This window comes from Mycobacterium sp. (genome assembly GCF_002863225.1).
Classification (GTDB): Bacteria; Actinomycetota; Actinomycetes; order Mycobacteriales; family Mycobacteriaceae; genus Mycobacterium.
The window spans coordinates 21,311-36,580 of record NZ_PKEK01000009.1 but is presented as its reverse complement, the minus strand read 5'-3'; the positions used below and the strand labels follow the sequence as shown (position 1 = coordinate 36,580).

At 67.2% G+C, this 15,270-nt stretch carries 14 protein-coding genes; all 14 read left to right on the top strand.

All coding sequences use genetic code 11. The annotated features are described in order from the left end of the window. The first annotated feature begins 2 nt into the window (after nt 1-2). The 14 genes from CYU59_RS01500 to CYU59_RS01435 all read left to right on the top strand — a co-directional run bounded on the left by CYU59_RS01500 (nt 3) and on the right by CYU59_RS01435 (nt 15,259). Complete coding sequence (locus CYU59_RS01500; RefSeq protein ID WP_292975069.1) at nt 3-1,226, top strand: alkane 1-monooxygenase; 1,224 nt, start codon at nt 3-5, stop codon at nt 1,224-1,226. Next, nucleotides 1,226-1,402: a rubredoxin gene (locus CYU59_RS01495; protein WP_292975067.1), complete on the top strand. Its 177-nt coding sequence runs from the start codon at nt 1,226-1,228 to the stop codon at nt 1,400-1,402. The genes CYU59_RS01500 and CYU59_RS01495 overlap by 1 nt, the downstream gene beginning before the upstream one ends. Further along, nucleotides 1,399-1,581 carry a rubredoxin gene (locus tag CYU59_RS01490; RefSeq protein ID WP_292975065.1) on the top strand — a complete coding sequence of 61 codons (183 nt, stop codon included), beginning with the start codon at nt 1,399-1,401 and terminating at the stop codon, nt 1,579-1,581. The genes CYU59_RS01495 and CYU59_RS01490 overlap by 4 nt, the downstream gene beginning before the upstream one ends. A 68-nt stretch (nt 1,582-1,649) precedes the next feature. After that, complete coding sequence (locus CYU59_RS01485) at nt 1,650-2,309, top strand: TetR family transcriptional regulator (protein ID WP_292975063.1); 660 nt, start codon at nt 1,650-1,652, stop codon at nt 2,307-2,309. 97 nt (nt 2,310-2,406) lie between these two features. After that, nucleotides 2,407-3,879, top strand: coding sequence for an adenosylhomocysteinase (gene ahcY, locus CYU59_RS01480; protein ID WP_292975061.1), 1,473 nt, complete (start codon nt 2,407-2,409; stop codon nt 3,877-3,879). Nucleotides 3,880-4,028: 149 nt separating this feature from the next. Next, nucleotides 4,029-4,658: a dTMP kinase gene (locus CYU59_RS01475; RefSeq protein ID WP_292975059.1), complete on the top strand. Its 630-nt coding sequence runs from the start codon at nt 4,029-4,031 to the stop codon at nt 4,656-4,658. Between the two features lie 85 nt (nt 4,659-4,743). Next, on the top strand, nt 4,744-5,430 hold the full coding sequence (gene mtrA, locus CYU59_RS01470; protein ID WP_292975057.1) for a two-component system response regulator MtrA: 687 nt from the start codon (nt 4,744-4,746) through the stop codon (nt 5,428-5,430). Nucleotides 5,431-5,626: 196 nt separating this feature from the next. Beyond that, entirely contained in the window at nt 5,627-7,285 is a 1,659-nt protein-coding gene (mtrB, locus tag CYU59_RS01465) for an MtrAB system histidine kinase MtrB (protein ID WP_292975055.1), read from the top strand. Next, nucleotides 7,285-9,045, top strand: a complete 1,761-nt coding sequence (gene lpqB / locus CYU59_RS01460; protein WP_292975053.1) for an MtrAB system accessory lipoprotein LpqB — start codon at nt 7,285-7,287, stop codon at nt 9,043-9,045. The genes mtrB and lpqB overlap by 1 nt, the downstream gene beginning before the upstream one ends. Nucleotides 9,046-9,092: 47 nt before the next feature. After that, nucleotides 9,093-9,728, top strand: coding sequence for a ComF family protein (locus CYU59_RS01455; RefSeq protein ID WP_292975051.1), 636 nt, complete (start codon nt 9,093-9,095; stop codon nt 9,726-9,728). A gap of 332 nt (nt 9,729-10,060) precedes the next feature. Next, nucleotides 10,061-10,678 carry a ribosome-associated translation inhibitor RaiA gene (raiA, locus tag CYU59_RS01450; RefSeq protein ID WP_292975295.1) on the top strand — a complete coding sequence of 206 codons (618 nt, stop codon included), beginning with the start codon at nt 10,061-10,063 and terminating at the stop codon, nt 10,676-10,678. Between the two features lie 133 nt (nt 10,679-10,811). Next, nucleotides 10,812-13,610, top strand: coding sequence for a preprotein translocase subunit SecA (gene secA, locus CYU59_RS01445; protein ID WP_292975049.1), 2,799 nt, complete (start codon nt 10,812-10,814; stop codon nt 13,608-13,610). A gap of 4 nt (nt 13,611-13,614) precedes the next feature. Further along, a complete protein-coding gene (locus tag CYU59_RS01440; protein WP_292975047.1) occupies nt 13,615-14,097 on the top strand; it encodes a cation:proton antiporter regulatory subunit in 483 nt (160 codons plus the stop codon). A 4-nt stretch (nt 14,098-14,101) separates the two neighbouring features. After that, complete coding sequence (locus tag CYU59_RS01435; protein ID WP_292975045.1) at nt 14,102-15,259, top strand: cation:proton antiporter; 1,158 nt, start codon at nt 14,102-14,104, stop codon at nt 15,257-15,259. Nucleotides 15,260-15,270 lie beyond the last annotated feature (11 nt).

Genomic DNA, 15,270 nt, shown 5'->3' with positions numbered 1-15,270 from the left:
ATATGACCGCCGGATCAACCGAAGACACGACGATGTGGCAGGACCGGAAGCGCGGCCTGTGGCTGATGGGACTGATCGTCCCGACGCTGCTGCTGGCGGTGCTGCCGATTGTCTGGGCGATGAACCAGCTCGGCTGGCAGACGGCGTCCCAGGTGTGGTTCTGGATCGGCCCGATCCTGCTGTACATCGTGCTGCCCGCCCTGGATCTGCGCTTCGGTGCGGACGGCCAGAACCCGCCCGACGAGGCGATGAAATGGCTGGAGAACGACAAGTACTACCGCTACTGCACCTACGCCTTCATCCCGTTCCAATACCTCAGCTTGGCTCTCGGCGCTTATTTGTTCACTGCGTCGAACCTGAGCTGGCTGGGCTTCGAGGGGTCGCTCAGCTGGCCGGCCAAGATCGGTCTGGCGCTGTCCGTCGGGACACTGGGCGGCGTCGGCATCAACACCGCGCACGAGATGGGGCACAAGAAGGAGTTGCTGGAGCGCTGGTTGTCCAAGATCACCCTGGCGCAGACCGGCTACGGCCACTTCTACATCGAACACAACCGCGGCCACCACGTCCGGGTAGCGACGCCGGAGGACCCCGCGTCGGCTCGGTTCGGCGAGACGTTCTGGGAGTTCTTGCCGCGCAGCGTCTTCGGTAGCCTCCGGTCGGCGTTGCGGCTGGAGTCCCAGCGGATCCGCCGGCAGGGCGCCAGCCCGTGGAACCCCAAGACCTACCTGTCCAACGACGTGCTCAACGCGTGGCTGATGACGGCCGTGCTGTGGGCCGCGCTGCTGGCGGTGTTCGGCCCGGCGCTGATCCCGTTCCTGATCGTCCAGGCCGTCTTCGGCTTCAGCCTGCTCGAGTCGGTCAACTACCTCGAGCACTACGGTCTGCTGCGGACCAAGAACGAGAACGGCCGCTACGAGCGCTGCACGCCGGAGCACAGCTGGAACTCCGATCACATCGTGACGAACCTGTTCCTCTACCACTTGCAGCGGCACAGCGACCATCACGCCAACCCGACCCGGCGCTACCAGACGCTGCGCAGCATGGACGGTGCGCCGAACCTGCCGAGCGGCTACGCCGCGCTGATCGGCGTGACCTACATTCCGCCGCTGTGGCGCAAGCTGATGGATCACCGGGTGATCGAGCACTACGACGGCGACATCAGCCGGATCAACGTCCAACCGCGCCTGCGCGAGAAGGTGCAGGCCCGCTACGGCGCCGCGGCGTGATGGCGACCTACCGTTGCCCGGGCTGCGACTACGTCTACGACGAGTCCAAAGGCGCTGAGCGGGAAGGGTTTCCAGCGGGAACCCGGTGGGAAGACATCCCCGACGACTGGTGCTGCCCGGACTGCGCAGTCCTCGAGAAGACCGACTTCGAACAATCAACGGAGGTATCGAGATGAGCGACTTCAAACTCTTCGTCTGCGTGCAGTGCGGCTTCGAATACGACGAAGCCAAGGGTTGGCCGGAGGACGGCATCGAGCCCGGAACCCGCTGGGACGACATCCCCGAGGACTGGAGCTGCCCGGACTGCGGCGCCGCCAAGACCGACTTCGAGATGGTGGAAGTCGTCCGCCCGTGACGAACACCGCGCCGGCGCCGGCCTCGTCGATACGCAGGGGCGGCCACGGAGCGGTTAGGGTCGCGCGTATGCGAAGGGTCCCGTACGCCGAGGCGTCGCGGGCTCTACTGCGCGACTCGGTGCTCGATGCGATGCGTGAGCTGCTGGGCACCCGTGACTGGTCGTCGATCACCCTGGCCGACGTGGCCCGCGCCGCCGGTATCAGCCGGCAGACCATCTACAACGAGTTCGGCTCGCGCCAGGGCTTGGCGCAGGGCTATGCGCTCCGCCTGGCCGACCGGCTGGTGGACGCGGTCGAGGACGCCATTTATGCCAACGTCGGCGACGTCTACGCGGCCTTCCTGCAAGGCTTCCGGGCGTTTTTCGCCGATTCGGCAGCCGACCCGCTGGTGATCTCGCTGCTCACCGGTGCGGCGAAACCCGATCTGCTGCAGATCATCACCACCGACAGCGGACCGATCATCTCGCACTGCTCGGCCCGTCTGACGTCGTCGTTCATGGACAGCTGGATGCGCGCCAGCGAAGCCGATTCCGGGATGATCGCACGCGCAATCGTCCGGCTGGCGATGAGCTATGTGTCGATGCCGCCGGAAGCCGACCACGACGTAGCCGCTGACCTGGCACGACTCATGACGCCGGCCGCCGAGCGCTACGGTGAGCTGCAGACCGACGTGGGCCAGTGGGCTGCGGGTGGTCCCACCGGCGCGGGCTCGGAGCCCAGCGAATAGGCTTGTCGGCACTGACTGACCTCAGATCGCGGCCGAGAAAATGTCGCGTCTAATATGTAACCAAGCTAATTAGTTGACCCGGAGGAATGAGTAGTAGATGACGACGACCGAACAGCAGTTGACCGCCGACGTGGTGAACGGGCTCGACTTCAAGGTGGCCGACCTGTCGCTGGCCGAGTACGGCCGCCGCGACATCGAGCTCTCCGAGCAGGAAATGCCGGGCCTGATGTCGCTGCGTCGTGAATACCACGACGTCCAGCCGCTCAAGGGTGCCCGTATCTCGGGCTCGCTGCACATGACCGTGCAGACCGCGGTGCTGATCGAGACCCTCACCGCGCTGGGCGCCGAGGTTCGCTGGGCCTCCTGCAACATCTTCTCGACCCAGGACCACGCCGCCGCCGCGGTGGTCGTCGGACCGCACGGAACCCCGGAAAAGCCGCAGGGTGTGCCGGTGTTCGCGTGGAAAGGCGAGACCCTCGAAGAGTACTGGTGGGCCGCCGAGCAGATCCTGACCTGGCCGAACGAGCCGGCCAACATGATTCTCGACGACGGTGGCGACGCCACCATGCTGGTGCTGCGCGGCGCGCAGTACGAGAAGGCCGGCGTCGTGCCCCCGGACGACGAAGACGACTCCGACGAGCACCGCGTGTTCTTGAGCCTGCTGCGCAAGCGCTTCGAGACCGACAAGGACAAGTGGGGCAAGATCGCGGCGTCGATCAAGGGTGTCTCCGAGGAGACCACCACCGGTGTGCTGCGGCTCTACCAGTTCGCTGCCGCAGGAGAGCTGTCCTTCCCGGCGATCAACGTCAACGACTCGGTGACCAAGTCGAAGTTCGACAACAAGTACGGCTGCCGTCACTCGCTGATCGACGGCATCAACCGCGGCACCGACGTGCTGATCGGTGGCAAGAAGGTGCTGATCTGCGGCTACGGCGACGTGGGCAAGGGCTCGGTGGACTCGCTGGCCGGCCAGGGTGCCCGCGTGACCGTCACCGAGATCGACCCGATCAACGCCCTGCAGGCGCTGATGGAGGGCTACGACGTCAAGCGCGTGGAAGACGTGATCGGCGAGGCCGACATCATCATCACCACCACGGGCAACAAGGACATCATCACCCTCGAGCACATCAAGGCGATGAAGGACAAGGCGATCCTGGGCAACATCGGCCACTTCGACAACGAGATCCAGGTGTCCCGCCTGGAGAAGTCGGGTGCGACCAAGGTCAACATCCGCCCGCAGGTCGACCTGTGGACCTTCCCGGACACCGGCAAGTCGATCATCCTGCTGTCTGAGGGCCGACTGCTGAACCTGGGTAACGCGACGGGCCACCCGTCGTTCGTGATGAGCAACAGCTTCTCCAACCAGGTGATCGCGCAGATCGAGCTGTGGACCAAGAACGACGAGTACGACAACGAGGTCTACCGGCTGCCCAAGCACCTGGACGAGAAGGTCGCCAAGATCCACGTCGAGGCGCTCGGTGGCGAGCTGACCAAGCTCACCAAGGAGCAGGCCGAGTACATCGGTGTCGACGTGGACGGCCCCTACAAGCCGGACCACTACCGCTACTGAGTTATCGCTCGACGGCTGAGCGCCCCGCAGGAGGGGCGTTCAGTGTCGAGCGCCCGGACAGCCGGGCATCAGCACGGCGCAGCTAGGCTCGCGTTGAGGGCCTCCCTCCTCCTCAGGCCGTCACGGCCTGCATCGTCGGAAGGCGCGCCGTGCTGATTGCTATCGAGGGTGTCGACGGCGCCGGCAAGCGGACGCTCACCGACGGTCTGCGGGCCGCGTGGCAGGCCGCCGGGAAATCGGTGGCGACGCTGGCGTTCCCGCGCTACGGGCAATCGGTGACCGCCGACGTGGCGGCCGAAGCCCTGCACGGCAAGCACGGTGACCTTGCCTCGTCGGTGTATGCGATGGCGATGCTGTTCGCTTTGGATCGCGCGGATGCGCGGGCGGAGATAGAGACGCTACGCGGTGCGCATGACCTGGTGATTCTGGACCGCTACGTGGCATCCAACGCCGCCTACAGTGCTGCCCGCCTGCACCAATCCGCCGACGGCGAAGCGGTCGGCTGGGTGCGCGACATCGAGTTCGGCCGACTGGGTCTGCCGGAGCCGGACTGGCAGGTATACCTCGGGGTGTCGGCGGAACTCGCCGACCAGCGGGCCCGCCACCGCGCCAGCGTCGACGCCAGCCGGGAACGCGACGCCTACGAACGCGACGCCGGGCTGCAGCAGCGGACCGGCGCGGTGTACGCCGAGTTGGCGGCGGCGAGCTGGGGCGGACGCTGGCTGGTGGTCGACGAAACCGTCGATCCGGGTCGCTTGGCGGCTCAGTTACTGGCTTAGTTGCCGTCAGCGATGGGGCAGTTGTGGTAATAGGTGCCCGAAACACGCGCGTGCTAGCGGTGTTTTATCAAGATCTGGTGACACCATGGACGCCATGAGGCAAAGGATTCTCGTGGTTGACGACGACGCGTCGCTGGCCGAGATGCTGACCATCGTGCTGCGGGGAGAAGGGTTCGACACCGCGGTCATCGGTGACGGCACTCAAGCGCTGACGGCCGTGCGCGAGCTGCGGCCCGATCTGGTGTTGCTGGACTTGATGCTGCCGGGCATGAACGGCATCGACGTATGCCGAGTGTTGCGCGCGGACTCGGGAGTCCCGATCGTGATGCTCACGGCCAAGACCGACACCGTCGACGTGGTGCTCGGACTCGAGTCGGGCGCCGACGACTACATCATGAAGCCGTTCAAGCCCAAGGAACTGGTAGCCCGGGTGCGGGCACGGTTGCGGCGCAACGAAGACGAGCCGGCCGAGATGCTCTCGATCGCCGACGTGGACATCGACGTGCCCGCGCACAAGGTGACGCGCAACGGCGAGCAGATCTCGCTGACGCCGCTGGAGTTCGACCTTCTCGTGGCGTTGGCGCGTAAACCGCGTCAGGTGTTTACTCGTGATGTGCTGCTCGAACAGGTGTGGGGCTACCGCCACCCCGCGGACACCCGTTTGGTGAACGTGCACGTCCAGCGTCTGCGGGCCAAGGTCGAAAAAGACCCGGAAAACCCGACCGTTGTGCTGACCGTTCGAGGAGTGGGTTACAAGGCCGGACCTCCGTGATCCGTGCCCGCCGGCGACGATGCAGAGCGCTAGCGATGCGGAGGAGCGGCGAAAACGGTCCGGGCCGACGACGATGCAGAGCGCTAGCGATGCGGAGGAGCGGCGAATACGGTCTGGCGCGGCGACGATGCAGAGCGTCAGCGATGCGGAAGAGCGGCGAATACGGTCCGGCGCGTGATTCGCAGGAGCGGCGTCGTTGATTTGGGCATCGAGACCGCGATTCCGTGGTCGTTCGGGCCGTTCCGGTCCGGTCGTGCGTGGCATGGGAACGTTGACCCGCGCCTTCGGCGTGGCCTGGCGGCGCTCGCTGCAACTGCGGGTGCTCGCTCTGACCCTGGGCATGTCGCTGGCGGTGATCCTGGCCTTGGGTTTCGTGCTGACCAGCCAGGTCACCAACCGGGTCCTCGACGTGAAGCTGCGCGCGGCCACCGAGCAGATCGAGCGCGCCCGCAGCACCGTCAGCGGAATCGTCAGCGGCGAAGAGGCGCGCTCGCTGGACAGCAGCCTGCAGTTGGCCCGCAATACGCTGACGTCGAAGACTGACCCGACCTCCGGCGCCGGTATGGCCGGCGCATTCGATGCCGCACTGATAGTGCCGGGGCAAGGTCCCCGGCCGGCCGCGTCGGCGGGCCCGGTCGACCAATTGCCGGATTCGCTACGCGATTTCGTGAAGGCCGGGCAGGTGGCCTACCAGTACGCGACGGTGCACACCGAGGGCTTCTCGGGCCCGGCGCTGGTGATCGGGACCCCGACGATGTCGCGGGTGAACAATCTCGAGCTGTATCTGATCTTCCCGCTCGGCAACGAGCAGAGCACGATCGCGCTCGTCCGGGGAACCATGGCGACCGGCGGCCTGGTGCTGATGGTGTTGCTGGCCGGGATCGCCTGGATGGTGACCCGGCAGGTGGTCGTCCCGGTGCGCGCGGCCGCCCGGACCGCCGAGCGATTCGCCGATGGCCATCTGTCCGAGCGGATTCCGATCCGCGGTGAAGACGACATGGCCCGGCTCGCGGTGTCGTTCAACGACATGGCCGAGAGCCTGTCGCGCCAGATCGCCCAACTCGAGGAGTTCGGCAACCTGCAGCGCCGATTCACCTCCGACGTCAGCCACGAGCTGCGCACCCCGCTGACCACCGTGCGGATGGCCGCGGACCTGATTCACGACCACATGGAGGACCTCGAGCCGGCGCTGCAGCGGTCCACCGAGCTGATGGTCAACGAGCTGGACCGGTTCGAGTCGCTGCTCAGCGACTTGCTGGAGATCTCCCGCCACGACGCGGGTGTCGCCGAATTGTCGGTCGAGGCAGTCGATTTGCGCACCACTGTCAACAGTGCGCTCGGCAATGTCGGGCACCTGGCCGAAGACGCCGGCGTGCAGATGATCGTCGACATGCCGGAGGAGGACGTCATCGCCGAGGTCGATCCGCGTCGGGTCGAGCGCATTCTGCGCAACTTGATCGCGAACGCGATCGACCATGCCGAGCACAAGCCGGTCCGGATCAGGATGGGCTACGACGAGGACACCGTCGCGGTCACCGTTCGCGACTACGGCGTCGGGTTGCGGCCCGGTGAGGAGAAGCTGGTGTTCAGCCGGTTCTGGCGCTCGGACCCGTCGCGGGTGCGACGCTCCGGCGGCACCGGTCTCGGGCTGGCGATCAGCGTCGAGGACGCGCGGCTGCACCAGGGCCGGCTGGAGGCCTGGGGTGAGCCCGGCAACGGCGCCTGTTTCCGGATGACGCTTCCGCTGGTCCGCGGACACAAGGTCACCACCAGTCCGTTGCCGATGAAACCGGTTGCCCCGGAACGTAAAGAGCGTTCGTCGCGGCAACGCGAGCACGCCGAGCGGGTTTTGTGATGCAGAGGCTGACCGCCCTGCTGTTCACCCTGGCCGTCGTTCTGACCGGCTGCGCGGGGGTGCCGAACGGGTCCGCCCCGCAGGCCATCGGCACCGTCGACCGGCCGGCTCCGGCCAACCTGCCCAAGCCCGCACCCGGTATGGACCCCGACGTCCTGCTGCGCGAATTCCTCAAAGCCACAGCCGATCCCGCCAACCGGCATCTGGCGGCGCGGCAATTCCTGACCCAATCTGCGTCCAACTCGTGGGACGACGCCGGCAGCGCGCTCCTGATCGACCACGTGGTATTCGTCGAAACCCATAGCGCCGAACGGGTTTCGGTCGTGATGGGGGCAGACATCCTGGGTTCGCTGTCGGACATCGGCGTGTTCGAGACTGCCGGCGGGAAGCTGCCCGACCCCGGTCCGATCGAACTGGTCAAGACGCCCGCCGGATGGCGCATCGACAAGCTGCCCGACGGCGTGTTCCTGGACTGGCAGCAATTCCAGGCCACCTACAAACGCAACACGCTGTACTTCTCCGACCCGACCGGCAGGACGATGGTGCCGGACCCGCGTTACGTCGCGGTGTCCGACCGCGATCAGCTGGCCACCGAGCTGGTGTCCAAGTTGATCGCCGGCCCGCGCCCGGAGATGGCGAAAAGCGTGCACAACATGCTGACCGCGCCGGTGCGGCTGCGCGGTCCGGTGACGCGTGCCGACGGCGGCAAAGGCGGTGTCGGCCGCGGCTACGGCGGCGCCCGCATCGACCTGGAACTCCTCACCGTCGCCGACCCGCGCAGCAGACAATTGGTTGCGGCGCAGATCATTTGGACGCTGGCCCGAGCGGATATCAAGGGACCGTACGTGATCAAGGCCGACGGCGCCTCGCTGGACGACCGCTTCGCCGACGGCTGGAACACCACCGACGTCGCGGCCACCGACCCGGGGGTGGCCGAGGGTGCGGCGGCCGGCGTGCACGCGCTGATCGGCGGACGGGTGGTGGCGCTGGACGGACAGCGCTCCGACCCGGTGCCTGGAGCATTCGGGCGCACGACCGATCAGACCTCCGCCGCACTGTCCCGTAATGGCCATCAGGCGGCCTCGGTCGTCACGCTGCGTCCGGGCGCCCCGGACATGGCGTCGTCGCTGTGGATCGGCGACCTCGGTGGCGAAGCCGCCGAAGCCGCTGACGGACATACACTTTCACGACCTACCTGGTCGCTCGACGACTCGGTCTGGGTGGTCGCTGACGGCACCGCCGTGTTGCGCGCCATCCAGGAAACCGCCTCCGGCCAGCCGGCGCGACTGCCGGTCGACTCCGCCGCGGTGTCCAGCCGCTTCCCCGGGGTGATCGCCGAGCTGCAGTTGTCCCGGGACGGCACCCGGGCGGCGATGGTGATCAACGGGCAGGTGATCTGCGCCAGCGTCGAGCAGACCCAGGCCGGCCAGTTCACTCTGGCCTACCCGCGACGACTCGGCTTCGGGCTGGGTTCGTCGGTGGTGTCGCTGGCCTGGCGCACCGACGAAGACATCGCGGTAAGCCGCAACGACGCCGAGCACCCGGTGTCCTACGTCAACATCGACGGGGTCAACTCGGATGCGCCGAACGGCAACCTGCAGCAGCCGGTCGGCGTGATCACCGCCAACCCGTCGACGGTCTACGTCGCCGACCCGCGCGGAGTGATGCAGCTGTCGATCTCCGGCGCCGAGGGCGTGCAGGGCTGGCTGGACGTCCCGCCTTTCATGGCGGGCGGAGCGATGCCGGTGATGCCCGGCTGATGTCGGATGCCCCGGCTGATGTCGGTGCGAGAAGCCACAATCGTCGTGTGCTGGATCTGGTTCTCCCGCTGGAATGCGGTGGCTGCGGAGCTCCGTCGACCCGATGGTGTCCGGCCTGCGCCGACGAGCTGGTCGTGGGCCCCGACGTGCCGCGGGTGGTCACGCCGCGGATCGACCCGCTGGTCCCGGTTTTCGCGCTCGGCCGCTACGCCGGGGCGCGGCGGCGCGCGATTGTGGCGATGAAAGACCGCGGGCGCTCCGATCTGCTGGCGCCGCTGTCGCATTCGCTTGCGCTCGGTGTCCGCCGCCTGCTGCAGTGGGGTCTGCTCGACGAGCCGTTGACCGTCGTCGCGGCCCCGACCCGTCGCTGGTCGGCCCGGCAGCGCGGGGGAGACCCGGTCACCCGGATCGCGAGGCTGGCGACCGCCGGCCATCCCGGCATCACGGTGGTGCAGGCGCTGCGAATGAAGGCCTCGGCCCGCGACTCGGCCGGGCTGGGCAGCGCCGCGCGGGAACGCAACATCGCCGGACGGGTAGTGCTGCGTGGGCGCCCCCCGGCCGGGCGGGAGGTGTTACTGGTCGACGACATCGTCACCACGGGGGCAACGGCCCGCGAGTCGGTCCGTGTGCTGCAAGCGGCGGGGGCACGGGTGACGGCTGTGCTGGCGATAGCTGCGGCGTGAGCGTTTGTGAAGAACTCGCAACAGGTCCGGCGAAATGCTGGCCCGCCACCCGTCGACGGTCTACCGTCGAGCCCAAGCACCACAACGCCTCAGGGCAGCGCATCTGATCGCAGCCCGCGGCGCCACCGTCACGGTAGGGGGTGAATTCTTCGACACCTTGCACCGGCGGGCGGCCACTCTTCGGACAACCTCGTCGGCGCGAAGACCCGATACCCGGCGCGCTTCGTCGCGTGCAATGCGAGAGAAACGAGTTGTCACGTATGTCAAGACAAACCGTAGATTCCGGACAGCTACTGGCTGAACCTCCGATCGACACCGACGAACACGAACCGATGGCGAACGCCGAGGTCGTCGTCAAGGGTCGCAACGTCGAAATTCCCGACCACTTCCGCGTCTATGTCTCGCAGAAACTCGCCCGCCTGGAGCGGTTCGACCGCACCGTCTACCTCTTCGACGTCGAGCTCGACCACGAGCGCAACCGTCGCCAGCGCAAGTCCTGCCAGCACGTCGAGATCACCGCCCGCGGGCGCGGACCCGTCGTCCGCGGTGAAGCCTGCGCGGACAGTTTCTACGCCGCACTCGAGGCCGCGGTCGCCAAGCTCGAAGGCCGGCTCCGCCGCGTCAAGGACCGTCGCAAGGTCCACTACGGCGACAAGACCCCGGTTTCGCTGGCCGCCGCCACCGCCGTGCTGCCCGATCCCGAACCTGCCTTCGACGACATCGAGACGCCGCATTTCGGCGACCCGGAGGCCGCCACCAACGGGCATCAGCCCGGCCGGGTGGTGCGCACCAAGGAGCACGAGGCCAAGCCGATGTCGGTCGACGACGCGCTCTACGAGATGGAGCTGGTCGGCCACGACTTCTTCCTGTTCTACGACAGCCAGACCGAACGACCGTCGGTGGTCTATCGACGGCACGCGTATGACTACGGTCTGATTCGACTGTCCTGACGGCTGAGGTAGAAGGTCCGAGCCTGCTCGTCACCTAGGATGGGGGACGCTGAAGAGGTCGATCCCGCCCGGTGACGATGCAGAGCGCGTAGCGCGATGAGGAGGAGCCGGGCTAAATCTAGGGGACAAAGCTGTGCTGAGTAGGTTGCTGCGCGTTGGTGAAGGTCGCATGGTCAAGCGCCTCAAGCGGGTGGCCGAGTACGTCAACACCTTGTCCGACGACATCGAGAAGCTCACCGACGCCGAGTTGCGGGCCAAGACGACCGAGTTCAAGAAGCGGCACGCCGACGGCGAGAGTCTCGACGACCTGCTTCCCGAAGCCTTCGCGGTGGCCCGCGAGGCGGCCTGGCGGGTGCTCGACCAGCGGCCCTTCGACGTCCAGCTGATGGGTGCGGCGGCACTGCACTTCGGCAACGTCGCAGAGATGAAGACCGGTGAGGGCAAGACCCTGACCTCGGTGATGCCGGCCTACCTCAACGGCATCGGCGGCAAGGGCGTCCACATCGTCACGGTCAACGACTACCTGGCCAAACGTGACAGCGAGTGGATGGGCCGCGTCCACCGGTTCCTCGGGCTCGAGGTCGGCGTGATCCTGGCCCACATGACGCCCGACGAGCGGCGCGTCGCCTACGCCGCCGACATCACCTACGGCACCAACAACGAATTCGGCTTCGACTACCTGCGCGACAACATGGCCCACTCGCTGGACGACTGTGTGCAGCGCGGCCACAACTTCGCGGTGGTCGACGAGGTCGACTCGATCCTGATCGACGAGGCCCGCACGCCGCTGATCATCTCCGGGCCCGCCGACGGCGCGTCGAACTGGTACACCGAGTTCGCCCGCATCGCCCCGCTGATGGAGAAGGACACCCACTACGAGGTCGACATCCGCAAGCGCACCATCGGCGTGCACGAACTCGGCGTCGAGTTCGTCGAAGACCAGCTCGGCATCGACAACCTCTACGAGGCCGCCAACTCGCCGTTGGTCAGCTACCTCAACAACGCGCTGAAGGCCAAGGAGCTGTTCTCCCGCGACAAGGACTACATCGTCCGCGACGGCGAGGTGATCATCGTCGACGAGTTCACCGGCCGCACGTTGGTCGGGCGGCGCTACAACGAGGGCATGCACCAGGCGATCGAGGCCAAGGAGCGGGTCGAGATCAAGGCCGAGAACCAGACCCTGGCGACCATCACCCTGCAGAACTACTTCCGGCTCTACGACAAGCTCTCCGGGATGACCGGTACGGCCGAGACCGAGGCCGCCGAGCTGCACGAGATCTACAAGCTGGGTGTGGTCGCGATACCGACCAACCGGGAAATGGTCCGCGCCGACCAGACCGACCTGATCTACAAGACCGAGGAAGCCAAGTACATCGCGGTCGTCGACGACGTCAGCGAGCGCTACGAAAAGGGCCAGCCGGTGTTGATCGGTACCACCAGCGTGGAGCGCTCGGAATACCTGTCGCGCCAGTTCCAGAAGCGACGCATCCCGCACAACGTGCTGAACGCCAAGTACCACGAGCAGGAGGCCGGCATCATCGCCGAGGCCGGCCGCCGCGGTGCGATCACCGTCGCCACCAACATGGCCGGCCGCGGTACCGACATCGTGCTCGGCGGCAACGTCGACTTCCTGACCGACCTGCGGTTGCGGGCCCGCGGACTCGACCCCGTCGAGACCGCCGACGAGTACGACGCGGCGTGGCACGAAGAGCTGCCGGTCGTCAAAGACGAGGCCGCCGCCGAAGCCAAAGAGGTGATCGACGCCGGCGGGCTCTACGTCTTGGGCACCGAGCGGCACGAGTCGCGCCGCATCGACAACCAGCTGCGCGGCCGCTCGGGACGTCAGGGTGACCCGGGTGAATCCCGCTTCTACCTGTCGCTGGGCGACGAGTTGATGCGCCGCTTCAACGGCGCCGCGCTGGAATCGCTGCTGACCCGGCTCAACCTGCCCGACGACGTGCCGATCGAGGCCAAGATGGTGACCCGGGCGATCAAGAGCGCCCAGACCCAGGTCGAGCAGCAGAACTTCGAGGTGCGCAAGAACGTCCTCAAGTACGACGAGGTGATGAACCAGCAGCGCAAGGTCATCTACGCCGAGCGTCGCCGCATCCTGGAAGGCGAGAACCTCCAGCAGCAGGCCCACGACATGCTGGTCGCGGTGATCACCGCCTACGTCGACGGCGCCACCGCCGCCGGCTTCGCCGAGGACTGGGACCTGGAAAAGCTCTGGGAAGCACTGAAGACGCTGTACCCGGTCGGCATCGACCACCACACGCTGATCGACTCCGACGCGGTCGGGGAGCCGGGCGAGCTGACTCGCGAGGAACTGCTCGACGCGCTCGTCGAGGATGCCGAAAAGGCCTACGCCGCAAGGGAAGCCGAACTGGAGAAGCTGGCCGGCGAAGGCGCGATGCGCCAACTCGAGCGCAACGTGTTGCTCAACGTGATCGACCGCAAGTGGCGCGAGCACCTCTACGAGATGGATTACCTCAAGGAGGGCATCGGCCTGCGGGCGATGGCGCAACGCGATCCGCTGGTCGAATACCAGCGCGAGGGATTCGACATGTTCACCGGGATGCTGGAAGGCCTCAAGGAAGAGTCGGTCGGCTTCTTGTTCAACGTCGCCGTCGAGGCGGTGCCGGCCCAGCAGGTCGGCCCGGTGGACGAGCCGGAAGGCTTGGCCGAGTTCGCCAGCGCGGCCGCGACCGGCGCCCAGCAGCAGACCGGTGCGGCACGTGAGCCGGCACCGGCCCTGCGTGCCAAGGGAATTGACAACGAGGCGCCACCACTGACCTACACCGGTCCCGCGGAGGACGGCTCGGCGCAGGTGCAGGGCAACGGGGGTTCCTCGCAGGCCGGCGGCGGGAGCCGCCGCGAGCGGCGTGAGGCGGCCCGTCGTCAGGGTAGGCACGCGAAGGCCAAACGGAGGTAGCGCCGTGGACGTCAAAGAGGTCCTGCTGCCCAGCATCGGCGTGCGCTACGAGTTCGCCAGCACCCACGGTGAGCGGATCGGGATCATCGCGCGACGCGGCGGCCACTTCGAGGTGGTGCTCTACGACCGCGACGATCCCGACGAGGCCCGCCCGGTGTTCCGTCTGACCGACGAGGAGGCCGACGCCGTCGCACAGATCCTCGGGGCACCGCGGATAGCCGAACGGTTCACCGAATTGACCAAGGAGATTCCGGGATTGGAGGCCGGCCAGGTGCACATCCTGCCCGGTGGCATCTTCGTGGATCGTCCGCTGGGTGACACCCAGGCCCGCACCCGGACCGGCGCGTCGATCGTGGCGATCGTGCGCAACGACGAGGTGCTGGCCTCGCCGGCGCCGTCGGAAATACTGCGCGCCGCAGATGTTTTGATCGTCGTCGGCACCGAGGCCGGCATCAGCGCCGTGCAGCAGATCGTCCAAAAAGGCTGATCCTGTGCAGATTTCCGCGCCGCTGCTCCTGCAACTCGGCGCGGTTTTCACTGCGCTCGCATTGCTGGGCGCGCTCGCCCGCCGCTTCGCGCTGTCGCCGATCCCGCTGTATCTGCTGGTCGGACTGTGGCTGGGCATCGGCGGTATCCAGCCGGTGACCGAAGCCAGCGTCTTCGTCAAGACCGGGGCGCCGATCGGTGTGGTGCTGCTGCTGCTGACTCTGGGTCTGGAGTTCTCCAGCGCCGAGTTCGCCAGCAGCATGAAGCAACACGTGCCCTCGGCGCTGGTGGACGTCGTGCTGAACGCGACGCCGGGAGCGATCGCGGGCTGGTTGCTGGGGTTTCCGGGCATCGGGATCCTCGCGTTGGCGGGGGTGACGTATGTGTCGTCGTCCGGTCTGATCGCGCGACTGCTCGACGACCTCGACCGGATCGGCAACCGTGAGACGCCGGCGATCCTGGCGGTGCTGGTGCTCGAGGACTTCGCGATGGCGGCCTATCTGCCGGTGTTCGCGGTGCTGGCCAGTGGCGGCACCTGGCTGAAAGCCTTGCTGGGCATGGTGATCGGGGTCGGGTCGTTCTGGATCGCGTTCGTCATCTCACACCGCTGGGGCCACCTTTTCGGCCGGCTGGTCGGCGCCCAGGACTCCGAGCAGTTGCTCTTGCGCGTGCTCGGGGTGACGCTGATCGTCGCCGCCCTCGCGGAGGAGGTGCACGCGTCGGCCGCTGTCGGGGCGTTCCTGGTAGGCCTGACGCTCACCGGTGACACCGCGAACCGGGCTCGGATGGTGTTGGGGCCGTTGCGGGATCTGTTCGCCGCGGTGTTCTTCCTGGGCGTGGGCATCGCGGTCGACCCGCGTGCGCTGGCACCCGTGCTGCCGGTGGCGATCGGCCTCGCGGTGGTGACCGGGGCAGCGAAGGTGGCCACCGGGATGTACGCCGCGCGACGGGACGGGGTGGCGCGCCGCGGGCAGTTGCGTGCCGGCACGGCGTTGATCGCCCGCGCCGAGTTCTCGCTGATCATCATCGGTCTGGCCGGGACGTCGATCCACGGCCTGGCACCGGTGGCGATGTCGTACGTGTTCGTCGTCGCGGTACTCGGGCCGGTGCTGGCCCGGTTCAGCGGCGGCCCGCTGCCTGCCCGCGCGCCCGGCTGGGTTTGACGGCCAGGCTC